The 19,341-nt window shown below is 67.2% G+C and carries 17 protein-coding genes and 1 riboswitch; of the genes, 2 read left to right on the forward strand and 15 right to left on the reverse strand.

Annotated elements, in window-relative coordinates; all coding sequences use genetic code 11:
* Positions 1-92: 92 nt before the first annotated feature.
* From BJD12_RS06755 to clpB, 14 genes are all read right to left on the reverse strand, one after another.
* The gene (locus tag BJD12_RS06755) at positions 93-995 is read right to left on the reverse strand and encodes an AraC family transcriptional regulator (RefSeq protein WP_080553045.1); all 903 of its coding nucleotides are present in this window, start codon (positions 993-995) and stop codon (positions 93-95) included.
* A 232-nt stretch (positions 996-1,227) separates the two neighbouring features.
* Complete coding sequence (locus BJD12_RS06760; RefSeq protein WP_005989417.1) at positions 1,228-1,962, reverse strand: adenosylcobinamide-GDP ribazoletransferase; 735 nt, start codon at positions 1,960-1,962, stop codon at positions 1,228-1,230.
* The gene (locus BJD12_RS06765) at positions 1,959-2,582 is read right to left on the reverse strand and encodes a histidine phosphatase family protein (RefSeq protein WP_005989418.1); all 624 of its coding nucleotides are present in this window, start codon (positions 2,580-2,582) and stop codon (positions 1,959-1,961) included. The genes BJD12_RS06760 and BJD12_RS06765 overlap by 4 nt, the downstream gene beginning before the upstream one ends.
* Positions 2,579-3,625 carry a nicotinate-nucleotide--dimethylbenzimidazole phosphoribosyltransferase gene (gene cobT / locus BJD12_RS06770; RefSeq protein WP_005989419.1) on the reverse strand — a complete coding sequence of 349 codons (1,047 nt, stop codon included), beginning with the start codon at positions 3,623-3,625 and terminating at the stop codon, positions 2,579-2,581. The genes BJD12_RS06765 and cobT overlap by 4 nt, the downstream gene beginning before the upstream one ends.
* Positions 3,622-4,143, reverse strand: coding sequence for a bifunctional adenosylcobinamide kinase/adenosylcobinamide-phosphate guanylyltransferase (gene cobU / locus BJD12_RS06775; protein ID WP_005989420.1), 522 nt, complete (start codon positions 4,141-4,143; stop codon positions 3,622-3,624). The genes cobT and cobU overlap by 4 nt, the downstream gene beginning before the upstream one ends.
* Positions 4,131-5,606: a cobyric acid synthase gene (locus BJD12_RS06780; RefSeq protein WP_005989423.1), complete on the reverse strand. Its 1,476-nt coding sequence runs from the start codon at positions 5,604-5,606 to the stop codon at positions 4,131-4,133. Before BJD12_RS06780 ends, cobU begins: the two co-directional genes overlap by 13 nt.
* Positions 5,603-6,586 carry a threonine-phosphate decarboxylase CobD gene (gene cobD, locus BJD12_RS06785; protein ID WP_005989425.1) on the reverse strand — a complete coding sequence of 328 codons (984 nt, stop codon included), beginning with the start codon at positions 6,584-6,586 and terminating at the stop codon, positions 5,603-5,605. The genes BJD12_RS06780 and cobD overlap by 4 nt, the downstream gene beginning before the upstream one ends.
* 84 nt (positions 6,587-6,670) lie before the next feature.
* Entirely contained in the window at positions 6,671-7,582 is a 912-nt protein-coding gene (cbiB, locus tag BJD12_RS06790; protein ID WP_005989426.1) for an adenosylcobinamide-phosphate synthase CbiB, read from the reverse strand.
* 72 nt (positions 7,583-7,654) lie between these two features.
* A complete protein-coding gene (gene cobO, locus BJD12_RS06795) occupies positions 7,655-8,266 on the reverse strand; it encodes a cob(I)yrinic acid a,c-diamide adenosyltransferase (protein ID WP_005989427.1) in 612 nt (203 codons plus the stop codon).
* Positions 8,263-8,784 carry a hypothetical protein gene (locus tag BJD12_RS06800; protein WP_005989428.1) on the reverse strand — a complete coding sequence of 174 codons (522 nt, stop codon included), beginning with the start codon at positions 8,782-8,784 and terminating at the stop codon, positions 8,263-8,265. Before BJD12_RS06800 ends, cobO begins: the two co-directional genes overlap by 4 nt.
* Positions 8,785-8,870: 86 nt before the next feature.
* Positions 8,871-9,464 (reverse strand): hypothetical protein, encoded by a 594-nt coding sequence (locus BJD12_RS06805; protein ID WP_005989429.1) that lies wholly within the window; start codon positions 9,462-9,464, stop codon positions 8,871-8,873.
* 248 nt (positions 9,465-9,712) lie between these two features.
* Complete coding sequence (gene btuB / locus BJD12_RS06810) at positions 9,713-11,587, reverse strand: TonB-dependent vitamin B12 receptor (RefSeq protein ID WP_058564024.1); 1,875 nt, start codon at positions 11,585-11,587, stop codon at positions 9,713-9,715.
* A gap of 116 nt (positions 11,588-11,703) precedes the next feature.
* Positions 11,704-11,928, reverse strand: a riboswitch (cobalamin riboswitch).
* A 725-nt stretch (positions 11,929-12,653) separates the two neighbouring features.
* Positions 12,654-13,940 (reverse strand): O-acetylhomoserine aminocarboxypropyltransferase/cysteine synthase family protein, encoded by a 1,287-nt coding sequence (locus BJD12_RS06815; protein WP_005992883.1) that lies wholly within the window; start codon positions 13,938-13,940, stop codon positions 12,654-12,656.
* Positions 13,941-14,164: 224 nt separating this feature from the next.
* Positions 14,165-16,750 (reverse strand): ATP-dependent chaperone ClpB, encoded by a 2,586-nt coding sequence (clpB, locus tag BJD12_RS06820; RefSeq protein ID WP_039425295.1) that lies wholly within the window; start codon positions 16,748-16,750, stop codon positions 14,165-14,167.
* Between the two features lie 358 nt (positions 16,751-17,108).
* On the opposite strand from clpB, the gene BJD12_RS06825 reads away from it, so the two are divergent.
* Positions 17,109-17,417: a GIY-YIG nuclease family protein gene (locus BJD12_RS06825; RefSeq protein ID WP_005992879.1), complete on the forward strand. Its 309-nt coding sequence runs from the start codon at positions 17,109-17,111 to the stop codon at positions 17,415-17,417.
* A gap of 46 nt (positions 17,418-17,463) precedes the next feature.
* Positions 17,464-18,171: a glutathione S-transferase gene (locus tag BJD12_RS06830; RefSeq protein ID WP_005992877.1), complete on the forward strand. Its 708-nt coding sequence runs from the start codon at positions 17,464-17,466 to the stop codon at positions 18,169-18,171.
* A 208-nt stretch (positions 18,172-18,379) separates the two neighbouring features.
* Here the strand turns inward: BJD12_RS06830 and BJD12_RS06835 are convergent, their stop codons facing one another.
* A complete protein-coding gene (locus BJD12_RS06835) occupies positions 18,380-19,195 on the reverse strand; it encodes a DUF3014 domain-containing protein (protein ID WP_042828059.1) in 816 nt (271 codons plus the stop codon).
* Positions 19,196-19,341: the final 146 nt, after the last annotated feature.

Here is a 19,341-nt window from a genome sequence, read left to right on the forward strand (position 1 = left end):
CAGCATTGCGCTTGCACATGGTTTGCGCGCAGGCAGCAGCTTGCGCAACTGCTCCGCAGCTCAGCCACGCGCGCGGCACTGCATCAGTCATCTTAACCGCGCTTTTCGATCGCCACCACCGGCACCCGAATATCGGCGCGCAGAATCGCCTCGGGCGTTTCTTCCGGGTCGTCCAGATACAGGTAATGCAGCGGTGTGTCGCGCAGCAGGTAACCGCTGCCGGGCAGCCAGGCGGCCAGTAGCTGGTCCAGTGCATCTTCCAGCCCGGCATACGTGCCGATGTGGCGCAGGACGGCATGCGGGCCGCCATCCAGACGGCGCAGCTGCAACGGCGCTGCGGGCGTGGCCGCCGCCTCGAAGCCCACGCCGCATTCGAACAGATGCATGTGCGCGGGGACGTCGCGGTGATCGCTCAGCGGCAATCCTGCCAAACACTGCAGACTGTCGACGAGGCCGGCGCGCGCCGCCCAGGCCACGATCCGGCCGAAGCCGCGATCCAGGTCGTCGAACGCGCCGCGCTTGCGCAGCACCACCAGTTCGAATGGCTCCAGGGTCTGCACGCTGACCGCCAGCGGTGCTGAGGCAACCTGCGCGCCTGATGGTGGCGCGGACAGCTGCTGCAACTTGTTGGCACGCAGTGCCGGTGTAGCGCGCAGGAGGCTGGGGCTGGCCTGCAAGGCAGAGCGGCAGGCACGGGCCAGGGCCTGCGGTGTCTGATAGCCCACCGCCAGCGCGACGTCGGTCACCGATACATCGCTGCGCCCCAGCAGATGCAGGGCCTGGCTCAACCGCAGCCGCGCAACCGTCTGCCCCACCGGCTCACCGGTGAGCGCACGATAGACTCGATGAAAGTGATACGGCGACTGATGCGCGATGGCGGCCAGTTCGGCCAGATCCGGCAGTGCGGCGCCGCTGCGTACGACGCTTTGCAGATGCGCAACCACACGCTCCACACCGCGTTGCCAACTGATCCCGGCTGAGTCTGCTGTTTGCATGATGATGGCTCCCTGGCGACGGCATCAGCATCGCCGGATGCGTTGGCGTGCGCGGTCCCGATCTTGCGCATTCGACGCCGGTGTTGCACCTGCGCCGGAGAACGAAGCAGATGACGCACGCTGACGGATGCCGATGGCCACGCGCCCACGGCCGCTGCGCAGGCGCAGGCGATGCGCGGGCCGGGGTCCATCAGTCGGAAGGACGATGAGGTCAGCTGCAGCGCCTGCCTGTTCAACCCGACCACAGCGCCAGCGTCACCAGCACGGCAGTTTCGGTCAGTTCCACCAATGCGCCGCAGGTATCGCCGGTCATGCCGCCAAGACGCTGCAGGCAGGCGTGGCGCCAGAGGGCGAACATCAGTGCGGCGATGCCGACGCACAACGCCGCGATCGCCAGCCCGGCGACGCTGCACACTGCGGTACCGGCGACCAGCGCCACCCACAAGCCCGCCCGTGGTGCGTCCAACAGCGCGCTGCCAAGCCCGCCGGCGCGCACATACGGCGTACTCAGGAACGCGGCAACCAGCGCGCTGCGCGCCAGTAGCGGCGCCAGCCATAGCGTGGCCGGCGCCTGCGCCTGCAGGCTGGCCAGCGCGGCGCATTTGAGCAGCAACACCAGCACCACTGCGGTGACTGCCATCGGGCCGCTGGCGGGGTCCTTCATGATCGCCAGCGTGCGTGCGCGGTCGCCCATGCCGCCGACCCAGGCGTCGGTCATGTCGGCCAGCCCGTCCAGGTGCAGGGCGCCGGTCAGCCAGGTCCATGCGCTCAGCAGCAACGCCGCGCCCAGCAACGGCGCGACGTCGCGCAGGCACCACGCCAGGCCGCATAGCAGCGCACCGAGCAGCAGGCCGACCGCGGGGTACCAGGGCAACGAACGCGCTTGCGTCCCCGGCCGGGCGAACACCGCGCCGGGCACCGGAATGCGGGTCAGGAAGCCGATCGCCGCGAGCAATCCATCGATCATCCCGCGTGCTGTACCGACTGCGACGATGCTGCCGGCAGCGACGGCAGCGACGGCAGCGCTGCGGCGACGCCGTCGGCCGGTGGCCAGGCCAGCGGATGCAGCGAGGCGTGCGACACCGCCAGTTCGGTCATGCGGCCGAATCCGCCGCCGGCCACCATGCACCGCATGGCACGGATGGCGCCGCCATGGGTGACCACCAGCACGCGGCGCGCCGGGTAGGTGGCGACCACCGCATCCAGCGCCGCAGCGAGCCGCGCACAGAACGCCTCGAAGGGCTCGGCCTGCGGCGGCGGATAGCGCAGCGGGTCGGACCAGAAGCGGCCGAGCGCCTCGCCTTCGTCGCGATCGATATCAGCCACCGGCACGCCTTGCCAGCGGCCGAAGTGATATTCGCGCAACCGCGCGTCCAGTTGCAGCACCAACCCACGCGCGCCGGCCAGTTCGGTGGCGAAGGCCTTGCAGCGCTGCAAGGTGGACGACACCACCACATCCCATTCGCCCTCCGCGGTGGCTGCGCGCAATTGCTGCCAACCCAGCTCGGTGAGCGGGTCGTCGAGCTGGCCGCGATAGCTGCGCTGGCCGGTGTCGCCATGCCGCAACAAGGTGATCTGCGCGCTCATGCGTCGGACACTCCCGCTTCGGCAAAGGTGGCCATGCCGTTGTGCAACGCGCAGGCGCTGCGCAGCAAGGGAATTGCCACCGCCGCGCCGCTGGCTTCGCCCAGGCGCAGATCCAGTTGCAGCAGCGGCTCGGCATCCAGGGCGCGCAACAACGCGGCATGCCCGCGCTCCTGCGAGCGGTGGCCGAACAACAGCCATTCGCGCACGCCGGGATTCAGACGGGTGGCCACCAGCGCCGCAGCGGTGGTGATGAAGCCATCCACCAGCACCGGAATGCCGGCCTGCGCGGCGGCGATATACGCGCCGACCAGGGCGGCGATCTCAAACCCCCCGAGCTGGCGTAGCCGTTCCAATGGGGTGGCGGCATCGGCGTGCAGCGCCAACGCGCGGCTGATCACCGTCGCCTTGTGCGCGATGCCCTCGGCGTCCAGGCCGGTGCCGGCGCCGGCCATCGCCTGCGGAAACTGCGACAACAGCGCGCAGCCCAGCGCAGCGGCGGCAGTGGTGTTGCCGATGCCCATCTCGCCGCCGACGAACAGTTGCGTGTCACAACTCTTGGCCTGCGCGATGCTTTGCGCGCCGGCGGCCAGGGCGTCGCGCAACTGGCCCGGTGTCATCGCCGGCTGCTCACAGATGTTCGCGCTGGAAGGGGCGATCCAGGCGCGACGCACGCGCGGCAACTCGCCGGGGTCGTTGACCACGCCCAGATTCACCACTTCCAGGCGCGCGCCCAGTTCGCGCGCCAGCACTGCAATGGCCGCACCGCCACGTGCGAAGTTGCGCACCATCTCGCCGGTGACCGCCTGCGGAAACGCCGACACGCCCTCGGCGGCAACGCCATGATCGGCGGCGTACACCGCAATCCACACGCGCTGCACGGTCGGCTGTTCGTTGCGTTGCCAGGCCGCCAGCTGTACAGCCAGCTGCTCCAGCCGGCCCAAGGCGCCAGGCGGCTTGGTCAGTTGTTCCTGCCGTGCCAACGCAGCCGCGCGCGCGCGCGCATCCGGCACGGCACATGCGGCAAAGATCCAGTCGCTACTCACAGCTGTTCTCCCTTCAACACCATCGGCAAACCTGCCACGACAAACACCACCCGCTCGCACTGTAGCGCCAATGCCTGATGCAACCGGCCGGCCTCGTCGACAAATCGACGCGTGAGTTCGCCCAGTGGCACGACGCCCTGCCCCACCTCGTTGCTGACCAGCACGATCTGCCCGGGCAACTGCGGCAGCGTTGCGAGCAGTGCCTCGCGTTCGCGCGCAAACGCGCACGCATCCGGGTGGCCGAGCAGGTTGCTCAACCACAGCGTCAGGCAATCGACCAACACGCAGTGGTCGGGCGCAGCCAGCGCGGCCAGCGTGGCGGCCAACGCGACGGGCTCTTCCACGCAGTGCCAGTGCGGCGGGCGCTGGCTGCGGTGATGGGCAATGCGCTGCTGCATTTCCTCATCGAACGCCTGCGCGGTGGCCACATAGCACACGTGCTGCGCCGCGCTGGCGGCGAGGCGTTCGGCCAATGCGCTCTTGCCCGAGCGCGCACCACCGAGAATCAACTGCCGCATGCCGGCTCCTTGCGGGTAAGCCGCGTCAGCGCGGCGGTGTCCAGATGCGTGTGCACCGCATCGGCAAGACGGTCGAGCGAGGCCTGCCGCAACGCCGCCAGATCCAGCGGCGTTGCCTGCACCAGGCCGGCCCATGCAAGCAACGCAGCCAGTGCTTGCGGGTGATCGAAGATGCCGTGCAGATAAGTACCCAGCACCTGGCCGTCGTGCGAAATGGCGCCATCGCTGCGGCCATCGTCCAGGTGCACGAGCGGCCGCGCCAATGCAGCGCCGGTGCTGAGACCGCAGTGAATTTCATAGCCACTGGCCGCCGCACCGCCCAGCGCCAGGCGCCCGTGCACGCGATGCAATTGCTTGTGCGGGTGCAACTGCGTGTCCAGGGCCAGCCAGCCCAAGCCGGCACTGCTGCCGGCCGGGCCTTCGATGCCGTCGGGGTCGTGGATCTGCTCGCCCAGCATCTGCAGGCCGCCGCAGATCCCGAGCAGCTTGCCGCCATAGCGCAGGTGGCGTGCGATGGCGGTGTCCCAGCCGTGCGTGCGCAGCCATTGCAGATCCTGACGCGTCGCCTTGCTGCCCGGCAGCACGATCAGGTCGCAGGCCGGTGGCGTCTGGCCCGGGCCGACCAGCTGCACATCCACCTGCGGATGCGCCCGCAACGCATCCAGATCGGTGTGGTTGCTGATCCGCGGCAGCACCGGCACCACCACGCGCAACTGCGCGTGCGGCGTGTGCAGCGCCTGGCGCGGCAGCGCATCTTCGGCCTCCAGCTGCAGGCCGTGCAGATACGGCAACACGCCGAGCACCGGCTTGCCGGTCTCGCGTTCCAGCCAGTCCAGGCCCGGTTGCAGCAGCGCCAGATCGCCGCGAAATCGGTTGATGACAAACCCGACAATGCGCGCGCGCTCGCTCTCCGACAGCAAGGCCAAGGTACCGACCAGATGCGCGAACACGCCGCCGCGGTCGATGTCGGCGATCAGGATCACCGCGCAATCCACGGCCTCGGCATAGCCCATGTTGGCGATATCGTTGGCGCGCAGATTGATCTCCGCCGGGCTGCCGGCGCCTTCCACCAGCACCACATCGAAACGCTCGACCAGCCGCGCGTGCGAGGCCAACACGGCGGCAAGCGCGGTGGCCTTGTAGGCGTGGTAGCCCACCGCATCCAGCGTGGCGGCCGGGTGTCCATGCACGATCACCTGCGCGCCGGTGTCGCTGTTGGGTTTGAGCAACACCGGGTTGAAATCGGTGTGCGGCTCCAGCCCGCAGGCCTGCGCCTGTACCGCCTGCGCGCGGCCGATCTCGCCACCGTCGACGGTGACCGCAGAGTTCAGCGCCATGTTCTGCGGCTTGAACGGCGCCACCGCCACGCCCTGGCGGTGCAACCAGCGGCACAGCGCGGCCACCAGCGTGCTCTTGCCGGCGTCGGAGGTGCAGCCCTGCACCATCAACACGCGCGCGCTCACGCCACTACCTCGCCTAACGCCGCATCCAGGCGCGCTTCGGCAGCCGCATCAGGCGGCAGACCGAAGCGCAGGCTGGCCGGGGTCTCGAACAGGCGGGTCAGGATGCCGCGTTGGGCCAGCGCCGCATGCAATGCCGCTGCGTCGTCGCGTCGACACCATTGAAAAAACGCAGTGCCTGCGGTGGGCGCGATCGCGTGGCGGCGCAACACCTGCGCAAGCCGTTGCGATGCGGCATGCAGGCGTTCGCGGGCCTGTGCGTGCCACTGCGTATCTGCCAGTGCCTGCTGCAGCGCCCAACGGGTGGGGCCGCTCACGGTCCACGGCCCCAGCTGCTCGCGCAGGGCATCCAGCAGCTGCGGCTGCGCGCACACGAACCCGGCCCGAGCACCGGCCATGCCGAAGAACTTGCCGACCGAGCGCAGCACGATCAAGCCCGGCTGCAGCGACTGCGCGCACACGCTGTCGTGCGGTGTGGCATCCATGAAGGCTTCGTCGATCAGCAACCAACCGCCGCGCGCCGCCAGACGCGCATGCAGCTGCAGCAGCACTTCGCCATCGAAGGTCTCCGCACCCGGGTTGTTGGGATGGATCAGCACCACCACGTCGAAGATCTCCGCCGCCTGCAACAACGCGCCCGACGGCAGCGGCACGACGGTATGGCCGGCACGTCGCCACGCGTGCGCGTGTTCGGCATACCCGGGCGTCAGCACGCCCACACGGCTGCGGCTGCGCAGCAACGGCAAGGCCTGAATCGCCGCCTGCGAACCGGCGACCGGCAAGACGTGCGGCGTGCCGTAATAGGCTGCGGCGCTGTCGGCCAGGCCATCGTCGTCTTCCGGCAAACGCTGCCACGCCTGCTCCGGGATGATAGGCACAGGCCAGGCGAACGGGCTCACCCCGGTGGACAGATCCAGCCAGTGCGACAGCGCAATGTCATAGGTCTGCGCGGCGCGGCGCAGGCGGCCTCCGTGTTCAAGCATGAGTGGCTCCGGATGAGGATGCGTGACTGCAGACAGCCTGCCGATGGTCGGCGCGTGGCGTGCGCGCGAAGGAGGTGCGGCCCGTCATGGCGGCGGCGCCAATGCCAGTGCGCCGAGCAACAACCACAGCAGCACACCGGCACGCACCAGCAACAGCGCACGGCGCACGCTACCGGCGCTGGCCGGCAGTCCCGCGCCCAGCGGTGGCCGTGTCTGCCAGTGGCCGTGGTACGGTGCCGGCCCACCCAACTGCACCTGCAGCGCACCGGCACCGGCCGCCATCACCGGACCGGCGTTGGGGCTTTTCCAGCCGCGTCCCTGCTGCCAGGCGCAGCGCATGGCGGAAAGGCTGCGACCGAGCAGCGCGTAGGTCAGGGCGGTGAGGCGCGCGGGCAGCCAATTGAACACATCGTCCAGACGCGCCGCTGCCCAGCCGAAGTTGGCGTAACGTGGCGTGCGATAGCCCCACATCGCATCCAGCGTATTGGAGAGCCGATACAACACTGCTCCCGGCGCGCCAAGCAGCACACCCCAGAACAGCGCGGCGAACACTGCATCGCTGCCGTTTTCCAGCACCGACTCGGTCGCTGCAGCGGCAATCTGGGTGGCATCGAGCGCGGCAGTGTCGCGACTGACGATGCGGCCCACGGCCACACGTGCCGCTGCCAGATCGTGGGCCCGCAACGCGTCGATCACCGGCTGCGCATGTTCGCCCAGGCTGCGCAATCCCAGTGCCAGGTAAAGCATGACGGCGGCAAAGGCGGTTGCCGCCCACACCGACCACCACCACAGCAGCATTTGCAGCGCTGCGGCCAGGAGCGTCCATGGCACCACCGCCGCGCACCATGCAAGCACGCCTGCGCCACGACGGTCGCGGTACAGGCGTGCCTCCACGCGCCGGGCCCAGTGGCCGAACAGCACCAGCGGATGCCCGCGCCGCGCCTCACCCAGCAGCAGATCCAGCAACACGGCCCCAGCGGCAATCAGCAGCGCCATGACATCACGCCCTGTGGCAGTGCAGGCAACACGCCGATGCCGCTGCAAGGCAGTGCGGGCGCGTGGTCATGCCTACAGCTCGATGCCGAGCTGCGCCTTGATGCCGGCGTTGAAGGCATGCTTGATCAGGCGCATCTCGGTGACGGTATCGGCAACCTCGATCAACCCGGCCGGCGCACCGCGCCCGGTGATCACCACATGCTGCCCCGGCGGACGCGCGGCCACCGCCGCAAGCACCTCGTCCAGCGCGATGTAGTCCTTGACCAGGGCGATGTTGAGCTCATCCAGCAATACGAAGTCGTAGCGCGCATCGGCCAGCATGCCGCGCGCCAGATGCCAGGCCGCCTGCGCGGCGGCGATATCCAGCGCGCGGTCCTGGGTTTCCCAGGTAAAGCCTTCGCCCATCACGTGGTAGTCGAGCAAGTCCGGAAACCGGCGGAAGAAGGCTTCTTCGCCGGTGGAAAACGTGCCCTTGATGAATTGCACCACGCCGCAATACAGGCCGTGCCCGAGCGAGCGTGCCAGCATGCCGAAGCCGGACGAACTCTTGCCCTTGCCGTTGCCGGTATTGACCAGCAGCACGCCACGGTCGATCACCGCACGCGCGATGCGTCGGTCCACCAGCTCCTTCTTGCGCTGTGCGCGTTCGCGGTAATGCGCGTCGTCGTGCTCGGGGGTGTTCATGCGCGTACTCCAATCGGGTGACGTTCGGCGATGCCACGCAGTACGGCCAGCAGCGCGTAGGCGAAGCCGACATAGCCTGCCAGCGTGCCGAGTGCCTGCGGATAATAGTCCGGCACGCGCGCGACAAACCCGCCCAGCGTGGCCTGCGGATAACGGCCGGACAAGAAGTAGAAGCCGCCCTTGGAGAGCAGATACGCCAGGCTGCCGCTGAGCAGCACGGCGCACAGCAGGCGAGCGGTATCGCGCCAGGCAGCGCGCTGCGGCTGCATGGCAGACATACGCCCGCCCAACCACAATGCCGCATACGCCAACGCCAGCGCCCAATAGGCCGGCGACAGACACCAATCGCTGATGCTGCCGGACACAAGGCCGATCAGATCCAGCGCAGACGCCACCCCGAACAGCAGCGGCAACATCCACCGGGGGCGCAGCAAGGCACCGGCCAGAAAGAACACCGCCCATGAAGCGCTGGGCAATGCATCCACACTGGCGACATGCTCGCCGCGCGTGCACACCATCAGCAGCACCAGTGCGCTCCCGCAGCCCCCTGCCGCAGCGCCTTGCAGTGGCGCGCGTGCCGGCGCGCCAGTGTGCCGCGCACCCGTCACGACCGCTCCAGCGGGGCCGATAACCGCGCCGCAGTGCGCGCTCGGCGCCAGCGCAACACGCACCACGCGCCGGCAAGCGCAACCGCCAGATACAGCGCGGTGCTACGCACGAACAACGGGCCCCATTGCACTACGCGCTGCAGATACTGCGCCCAGTGCGGCTCGGCATAGCGCCCACCCCACCAGTAGAACGCGCCGTTGGAGATCAGGAACGACACCACCGCGGCCAAGCTGCCCAACCCCCACGCCATGCACAACGACCTTGCATCCGGGCGCAGGCGCGCGTGAAACGCACGCCCGGCGTACCACAGCACCCCGTACGCCAACGGCAGCACCGCATAGGCAGGGGTGATGCAGAAGTCGCTGACGCCGGCCAGCGTGACCGCCGCCCAATCGATCGCCACCGACAACACCAGCAGGGCCACGAAAAACGCATGCCGTCGCACCGCCAAGCCGCCCAGAAAGAACGCCGCCATCGATGCATCCGGCAGATGCAGCCAGTCGCCGACGTGGTGAAAGCGGGTGGCGGTCATCGCCACCAGCAAGGTGAGAAAGACAGCGCGTTCGGCGGGACGGGAGAGCGGGGTCATCGGTGTTCCTTTGAAGACGGACGCAGATGCGCTAGCGGTGGAGACAGGCAACCGGTGGATGCTGCAGTGGACGAGTGGTGCATGACTACCGATGCTGCTGGGTCATCGGCGGCACGATTGCAGCCGTATCTTCATTGATACCGCGCAGCGCCGTACTGTCGCCAGTCCGTGCAACTGCGCGATGTTGCGACCGCTCGCCACCGGCCGCATGCATCCCACCATCGCACATCGCATCGGCTGCCCGCGCGTCACTGCGCCTGGTAGCGGAAGGTGAGCAGATAATTGCGCCCCGGCTGGGCATACCAGCGTGCGGTCTCGTACTGGCGGTCGAACACGTTGTTTGCGGTGAACTGCACCTTCCAGTCCGCAGTGATCGCATAGCTCACGCGCAGATCCAGCAGGCCGTAACCGGCCAGCCGCTCGGTGTTGGCCAGATCGTCGTACCGTTTGCCGGAACCGAACAGACTCGCCCCGACACCAAACGCGCCGAAACTGCGGTCGGCATCGATGCGCCCGCTCTGCCGCGCGCGCCGCGGCAACCAGTTGCCGTGATTGACTTCGCCATCGGCCTGCGGCTGCAGCCAGGTCAGCACGCTGCGCAGGGTCCAGCCGGCCAGCTCGGTGTCGTAGCCCGCTTCCACACCGCGGATGCGTGCCTGGTCGATGTTGTTCGGTTGCCCGAACGGATGGGCGGCATCCACCAGCGACGCGTCGTAGGCGATCAGATCGTCGATACGGGTCTGGAAGGCATTGAGCGTCCAGGTGCCCCAGTCGTAGCTGCCGCGCAGGCCCAGCTCGGCGCTCTTGGAGGTCTCCGGCCCCAGCAGCGGGTTGCCGTAATCGGGGTAGTACAACTCGTTGAAGGTGGGCGCCTTGAACGCGGTGCCGTAGCTCGCGGTCAGGCGCAGATGCTCGGCGAAATCCCAGCCCCACAACAGGCTGCCGGTGGTCTTGCCGCCGAACTGGCTGTTGTCGTTGCGCCGCAGGCTGGCCTGCAGCGACTGGCGACCGAAGCTCTGCTGCCACTGCGTAAAGGCGGCGCGGTCGATGCGGCTGTCGGCATCGTAGGTGTCGCTGCTGGCGATGGCATCGCGCTGCCAGTCGAAACCGACCGTGAGCAGGCCCGGCCCGGTGTTGACGTCGGCCTGCAGCGAGCCCTGCTTGCGGCGCGTGTCGTAGGTCGATAGGTAGACGCCTTCGTAATAGCTATCGCTCAGATCGGCGCTGCTGCCCAGGCTGGCGGTGAACTTCAGCGCGTCGCTGGGCGCATAGCGCACGCGCCCGCCCACGGCCTGCTGCACGCCCTTGGACAGATTGCCACCGAAGGCAGAGCCGTCGTATTCGTTGCGGCTCTGCGCGCGCAACGCGTGCACATCGGCATCCCACTGGCGATTGAAGCGCCAGCCGCCCTGCACGCTCAACGAATCGTTGCGATAACCGTCGCGGTCCGGATCGTAGGCACTGGAGCTAGTGTCCAGATACGCATTGATGCCATCGGTTTCGTCATGCACGGCATTGACCGAATACCAGCCGCCGGCCTCGCTCAGATCGCCCTGGCTGCGCCCGGCGACACCGGCGCCATAACGGCGCGCCTGGTCGCTGCCGGCCGCCACGCTTAGCGTCGGTACGAAGCTGCCTTGCGGGCGACGGGTAAAGATCTGGATCACCCCGCCAAGCGCCTCGGAGCCATACAGGCTGGAAAACGGCCCGCGCACGATTTCGATGCGCTCGATCTGCTCGACCGGCAGATCCTGCAATGCCGCGCCACCGGCTGTGGCCGAGCCGATGCGTACGCCGTCGATCAGCACCACCAGATGATCCGACTCGGTGCCGCGCAGGAACAGCGAGGTCGCCTTGCCAGGGCCACCGTTGTTGGCCAGCGACACGCCGGCCTCGCCACGCAGCAGATCCTGCAATGCGGTGACCTGGCGGCGCTCGATCTGCACGCGGTCGATCACGGTAACCGGCGCCAGCGTCTGGTCCTGGGTCTGCGCGGTCCGCGAGGCGGTCACCACCACCTCATCGAGATCGATGGCGGCCTCGGCTTGGGCCAGGTTGGCCACGCACAGCGACAACCCCACGGCCAGCACGGCGCGACGCGGCAAAACGGAAAAAACGGACATCGACTGCTGCTCCTGGAACCGCGCCTACCAGCGCGGGGGCAATGGGGTCGGCAGGCAGCACGGGCCAGGCGTCCGATGCGCGAGCACCAGATGCACAGGGCCACGCCCACCGCGTGCCGGGTCAATCCCTTTAGGCCGGTCTCCGGGCTCGCGAGCGGAAGCGTGTGCTTCCCGGGTCTGCGCCTTCCCATGCAGAGCACAGTGGCGTGACGTGCGGACCCTTGTCTCGCCCACCGTTGCGGGGGCAGCTCCGGACTTGCGCCTCGCCAAGGCGATGCGCGCACCGGATTCCCGTTTAAACCACCGGCTAGCCGGCAGTCACCTCAGGGGCGCGCATGGTAGCAGGATTGGCGGCGGCGCCTCGGAGGTCCGCGGCAACCGGCGCAGCGCGTCGCCACGCGCCTAACAAGGGGTGCCAGTTCCTTCTCCGCCGCGACATTGTCCCCCGTCATGGGGAGAAGGTGGAGTGCAGCGCCGGATGAGGGTACGAAGCCTCGCGATATATGGAAGCAGCATGCTGGGTTGCACGCATGTCCGCCACCGAGCTTCATCTCTCACATACGAATGGACTTCGCCCCCCCGTACCCTCACCCCAACCCCTCTCCCGCGGGGAGAGGGGCTTCAAGCCGTGCTTCATCGGCGTGTTGAAGATTTCCAGGTCATGGAAGCGACGTGCCGAGGCGGCAGCGTGGCTGGGGATCGGCGGAGAGCGGCACACGGAGGTGCCGCGGCGGCGAGTCAGACAGGATGTCTGACCGAGCCGAGGAGCCAGTCCCCGGCCGCGCTGCCGCCCCTGCCGAAGCCGCTACCGACAGGCATCGTGCCTCGCCGCACCCTCACCCCAGCCCCTCGCTCCGCGCCCCAGCCCGCGCCAGCGGCGCGGGCGCTCCGAGGCACGCGCGCCAATGGCGCGCAAGCCGTGCCTCATCGCCCCGCAGGGAGAGGGGCTTGTTCCCTTCTCCCATCGAAAGCATGTTCCCTTCTCCCGCCGGGACATTGCCCTTTTCCATGGGGAGAAGGTGGCGCACAGCGCCGATGAGGGTGCGAGCGAAGCCTTGTGTGCATCTCACGCCCCCTGCAGCGCCTGCTCCAGATCCGCCAGCAGATCATCGATATGTTCGATCCCGATCGACAACCGCACGGTGTCTTCGCTGACGCCGGCATGCTCCAGCTCGGCCGGACCGAGCTGGCGATGCGTGGTGGACGCCGGGTGCGTCGCCAGCGATTTGGCATCGCCGATGTTGACCAGCCGCGTGAACAGCTGCAGCGCATCCAGAAACCGTGCCCCCGCCGCGCGCGCGCCGGGCAACCCGAAAGTCAGCACGCCAGAGCCATGCCCGCCCAGATACTTCTGCGCCAGCGCATGCTCGGGGTGATCTGGCAACGCGGCGTAATTGACCCAGGCCACCCGCGCATGCTGCTGCAGGTAGCGGGCAATCGCCAACGTATTCGCATTGATGCGCTCCATCCGCAGCGGCAATGTTTCGATACCTTGCAGGATCAGGAACGCATTGAACGGCGACAACGCCGCACCGGTGTTGCGCAACGGCACGACCCGTGCGCGGCCGATATAGGCGGCCTCGCCCAACGCTTCGGTATACACCACGCCGTGGTAGCTCGCGTCCGGCTCGTTGAGACGCGGGAACCGTACCTTGTGCTCTGCCCACGGAAAGCGCCCGCTGTCCACGATCGCCCCGCCGATGCTGTTGCCATGCCCGCCGAGGTATTTGGTCAGCGAATGCACCACGATGTCGGCGCCGAAGTCGATCGGCCGCAGCAGCGACGGCGTGGCCACGGTGTTGTCCACGATCAACGGCACACCGTGCGCATGCGCCACCGCCGCCACGGCTTCAATGTCGGTGATATTGCCGCGCGGGTTGCCGATCGACTCGACGAACACCGCCTTGGTGCGGTCGTCGATCAGACCGGCAAACGCCTGCGGGTCGCGATAGTCGGCAAACCGCGTGCTGATGCCGAACTGCGGCAGCGTATGCGCGAACAGATTGTAGGTACCGCCATACAACGCACTGGACGAGACGATGTTGTCGCCCACCTCGGCGATGGTCTGGATGGCGTAGGTCACCGCCGCCTGCCCCGACGCCAGCGCCAGTGCACCGATGCCGCCTTCCAGCGCCGCCACGCGCTGCTCCAGCACATCGTTGGTCGGGTTCATGATGCGGCTGTAGATATTGCCCTGCACCTTGAGGTCGAACAGATCCGCGCCGTGCTGGGTGTCGTCGAAGGCGTAGGCCACGGTCTGGTAAATCGGCACCGCCACCGCGCGCGTGGTGGGATCGGGACGATAGCCCCCATGTACGGCGATGGTTTCGGGTTTCCACTGCGGATCGGTCATGGCGCGGCTCGCTCTCGGAAAGAAGGCCGACCATAGCCGGGACCGCCGCGTCCTCCTCCAAAGCAGCGGTGATGACCTCATGCCACCGCGTTGTAAGCACACGTGATGCGCCGCGTACGTGCCCCACATGTAAACGGGCACTCCCTAAGCAGTGCCCGTCTATAAAGTGCCCGTTTGATGCATCAACCGTCTGCGCCGCTGCGACGCATTTCCATGACCAACTTTCAGCCCTTGGTAAACGCAAGCCGCCCGCCTTCGCTGCGTACACGCACGGTGTCGCCGCTGAGGTAGTGGCCGGACAAAATCTGCTGGGCCAGCGGATTTTCCACCTGCGACTGGATCGCACGCTTGAGCGGGCGCGCGCCATACACCGGGTCGAAACCGACATTGCCGAGCAATTCCAGCGCGGCATCGTCCAGGTCCAGCTTCAAGCCGCGCTCGGACAGGCGTTTTTCCAGCCCATGCAACTGGATGCGCGCGATCGACTTGATCTGCGCCTTGTCCAGCGGATGGAACACCACGATGTCGTCGAGCCGGTTGATGAACTCCGGACGGAAATGCGCCTGCACCACGCCCATCACCGCCGCCTTCATCTGCGTATAGGCCTCGGCGCTGTCATCGCCTGACAGTTCCTGGATCTGGTGCGAGCCCAGGTTGGAGGTCATCACGATGACGGTATTGCGGAAGTCCACGGTGCGGCCCTGGCCATCGGTCAGGCGGCCGTCGTCGAGCACCTGCAGCAGGATGTTGAAGACATCGGCATGCGCCTTTTCCACCTCGTCCAGCAGGATCAACGAATACGGGCGCCGCCGCACCGCCTCGGTCAAATAGCCGCCCTCCTCGTAGCCCACATAGCCCGGAGGCGCACCGATCAGCCGCGAGACCGAATGCTTCTCCATGAACTCGCTCATGTCGATGCGGATCATCGCTTCGGTACTGTCGAACAGGAAGTCCGCCAGCGCCTTGCACAACTCGGTCTTGCCCACGCCGGTCGGGCCGAGGAACAGGAACGATCCGCTCGGGCGATTGGGATCGGACAGGCCAGCGCGCGAACGACGTACTGCATCGGACACCACCTTGATCGCCTCGTTCTGGCCGACCACACGGTGATGCAACTCGTCTTCCATGCGCAGCAGTTTGTCGCGCTCGCCCTCGAGCATCTTGTTGACCGGAATACCGGTCCAGCGCGACACCACCTCGGCGATTTCCTCGGCGGTCACGCGGTCCTGCACCAGCTTGAAGTCGTGGTGCTCCACTTCATTGGCCAGCAGCATCTGCTTTTCCAGTTGCGGCAGCACGCCGTACTGGATCTCGCTCATCTTGGCGTAGTCCTGGCGCCGTTGCGCCGCTTCCAGCTCCAGCTTGGCGTGCTCGATCTGCTCCTTGACCTTGGTGGTGCCCTGCAGCGCGGCCTTTTCCGACTTCCACACCTCGTTGAGGTCGGAGAACTCGCGCTCCAGCTTGTCGATATCGGTTTCCAGATCGGCCAGACGCTGCCGCGAGGCCTCGTCTTTTTCCTTCTTCAGCATCTCGCGCTGGATCTTGAGCTGAATCAAGCGGCGCTCTAGGCGATCGAGCTCCTCCGGCTTGGAGTCGATCTCCATGCGGATGCGCGATGCGGCCTCGTCCATCAGGTCGATGGCTTTATCCGGCAACTGGCGGTCGGTGATGTAGCGGTTGGACAAGGTGGCCGCCGCCACGATCGCCGGGTCGGTGATTTCCACGCCGTGATGCACCGCGTAGCGCTCCTTCAGCCCACGCAGGATCGCGATGGTGTCCTCCACCGTCGGCTCGCCCACAAAGACTTTTTGGAAGCGACGCTCCAACGCCGCGTCCTTTTCGATGTACTTGCGGTACTCGTCCAGCGTGGTGGCACCGATGCAATGCAGCTCGCCGCGCGCCAGCGCCGGCTTGAGCATGTTGCCGGCATCCATCGCGCCATCGGCCTTGCCCGCGCCCACCATGGTGTGCAGCTCGTCGATGAACAGGATGATCTGGCCTTCGTTCTTGGACAGGTCGCTGAGCACCGCTTTGAGGCGTTCTTCGAACTCGCCACGGAACTTGGCACCGGCAATCAACGCGCCCATGTCCAGCGACAGCACGCGCTTGCCGCGCAGGCCTTCGGGCACCTCACCGTTGATGATGCGCTGGGCCAGGCCTTCGACAATGGCGGTCTTGCCCACGCCGGGCTCGCCGATCAGCACCGGGTTGTTCTTGGTGCGCCGCTGCAGCACCTGGATGGTGCGGCGGATTTCTTCATCGCGCCCGATCACCGGATCGAGCTTGCCGCTCTCGGCGCGCGCAGTGAGATCGATGGTGTATTTCTCCAGCGCCTGGCGCTGTTCCTCGGCATTTTCCGATTGCACGGTTTCGCCGCCGCGCAGCTTGTCGATGGCCGCCTCGATCTTCTTCTTGTCGCCACCGGCCGCGCGCAGTGCCACGCCCAGCGGGCTGGCATCGTCGGCAGCGGCCAGCACAAACCACTCGCTGGCGATGAAGGCATCGCCGTGCTGCTGGGCGAGTTTGTCGGTCTGGTTGAGCAGGCGATTGAGATCGTTGCCGATCGACAGGTTGCCTTCCTGGCCGGATACCTTGGGCAGCGTGTCCAGCGCCTCGCCGAGCCGCTCGCGCAGCGACGGCACGTTGACGCCGGCTTGCGACAGCAACGGGCGCGTGCTGCCGCCGCTCTGGTCCAGCAGCGCGGCCAGCACGTGCACCGGTTCGATGATGTTGTGGTCGCGGCCTACGGCCAGCGACTGTGCGTCGGCCAATGCCTGCTGGAACCGCGAGGTGAGCTTGTCCATCCGCATGGGGTAATCCTCTGAACAGGTGGCCGGCGATGCCGGCGATACCGTGCAGATGCGGTTGCCAAACGGGGTTTCAAGGTTCGAGCGACACGCAAGCGGCGGGCCAACGCCGGCGAGACCGCCTTGTGCGGCCCTGCATACGGAGCACTGCGGTGGCTGCGCGCCCGGTCACTCGACGACCACCGCGACCGCCGGAGCGCCAGACGATGCGCCGCAATGGCACTGCCTGCTGCAATGCGCCGCCACCACTGGCGATGCCCTGCCCCGCATCGGCCTGCGCGGCCGCTGCGGCTACGCCAGCCTGCGGGGAGCCGAGCAGACGCGACAGCACAAGCACGGCCTCCACAGCGATAATGCGCGGATGGATGCACCAAAGCCCTGGTATCTCTACCTGCTGCAATGTCGCAATGGCAGCTATTACGCTGGGATCACCAACGATCTGGAGCGACGGTTCCAGGCGCATGTACGCGGCACCGGCGCGCGCTACACGCGGGCCAATCCGCCGCTGCACATCCTCGCAAGCCACCCCTATCCCGACCGCGCCACCGCCTCGCGTGCGGAGTGCGCACTCAAGCGTCAGCCGCGTGCGCGCAAGCTGGCCTGGCTGCTGGCGCAGCCGCCCTACAGCGCCGGGTCACACACTGCTGACACCCCGATCACGCCCGCCTAGCCGCCCACTTCCTACGCTGCAGCGCCACTCGACAGCGGAGCAGCGCATGCACTATCAGCTCTATTACTGGACCGGCCTGCAAGGCCGTGGCGAATTCGTACGCCTGGCACTGGAAGATGCCGGCGCCAGCTACACCGACGTGGCGCGCGTCGACGGCGACGAGGTCATGACCGCCTTCCTCGAAGGCAAGCACGCTGGTGCACACCCATTCGCGCCGCCGTTTCTGCGTGCGGGCGAGCTGGTGATCGCGCAGGTGGCAGCCATCCTGCATGCCATTGGCCCGCAATTGGAGCTGGTACCGGATGCAGAGGCGCAGCGCCTGCAGGCACTGCAATTGCAACTGACCATCGCAGACCTGGTGGCAGAAGTGCACGACACCCATCACCCGATCGGCGTGGGGCTGTACTACGAAGATCAAAAGGCAGAAGCGGCCAAACGCGCCCAGGATCTGCGCGACAACCGGCTACCCAAGTTCCTGGGCTACTTCGAGCAGGTACTGCAGCAGGCCGGCGGTCTGCACGTGCTTGGCAGCCATTCCTACGTGGACCTGTCGCTGTTTCAGCTGGTCAGCGGCCTGGAATATATGTTCCCCAAGCGCATGGCGACGCTGTCGGGGGAGTTGCCGGGGCTGAAAGCCCTGCAGCAGCGCGTGACCGAGCGCCCGCGCATCGCCGCTTATCTCGCATCCGAGCGCCGGGTGGCGTTCAACACCAACGGCATCTTCCGCCATTATCCGGAGCTGGACGCCGCGTAGGCCACGCTACCGGCAGCACGCAACGCGCGTGTGCCGGTAGCTGCAGCGCGTGCTCACCGCGCAGCCCATGCGTGCAAGTCGCCTTCGCTGCACAGTCGGTTATGTCGTGACCACCCATGTGATTCAGCATCGTCGCGTGTTCCCGGATATCGCAGCTGCAAGGCCGCACTGATGCGGCCTTGATCGCGACACAGTCGAACCGCCAGCCTCAACGCGACTGCAACAGCGCCGCGCGAATGGCCTGCAACTGCGCCTTCACTGCGGCCGCCTGGGTCGGCCCCAGCCGCAATAGTGCCTTCTGCCCGACCGACGCAGCTTCCAGTGCGGGATCGGCAAAAAGATAGCGGCCACGCGCATCGCGCACGACGGCGATCGGCTGGTTAGGCTCCGGCGTGCGCAGCAGATGATCGATCACATCGATCACGCGGTCGTTGAAGTACCGGTCCGGCGCGCCCAGGTTGGCGTAGGCCTGCTGAAACAAAGGGTAGAAGCGCACATAGCTCCTCACCAGCGCCTGCGCATCCACGCTGGTGAACGCGGCGACATACGGCGCATAGCGCGCGGCGTTGGCCTGGTCGATCACGCTGCGATCGGCCACGCTCGACACCTGCAGTTCGCCCGGTACCGCCTGCAGTACCGACGCGCGGCGGCTCATGCTGGGTTGGGTGAGGTTATCGACCATCACCACCACGCGCTCGATCAAATGCGCGCGCAGCACGATCGACAACGCCTCGTCTTGCTGCACCAGGTCCAGCAGCGCCTGCCATGCGGCAGCGTCGCTCTGTGCCAACGCGGGAATCGCCGCATCCGCGGCATCGGCCGATGGCGTCTGCACCGGATGACGCGGCCCGGCGGGTGCAGGCGGTGACGGGGCGACAGCGGCAGCCACCGCGCTCGCGGTCTGGCTGATCGGCGTAGGTACCGCGCCAGATGGATCGGAGGGCCCGCGGAACAGCCACCAGGCGGCGCCGGCAATGAGCGGTACGGCCAACAGCCATGGCCAGCGCGACGACTTGCTTTGCATCATGGAACTCCTGACATCGACAACATCCAGGGTGTGACCATGAGATGGTGCGGTGGTTCCATCAATGTGAGGCCACCGCGTATTCATCAAACGGGCATGCGTTATCAGCCGGTGCGGTGTCATGCGCGCACGCGGCGCAAAGGCAT

The sequence above is a fragment of the Xanthomonas vesicatoria ATCC 35937 genome, from assembly GCF_001908725.1.
Classification (GTDB): domain Bacteria; phylum Pseudomonadota; class Gammaproteobacteria; order Xanthomonadales; family Xanthomonadaceae; genus Xanthomonas; species Xanthomonas vesicatoria.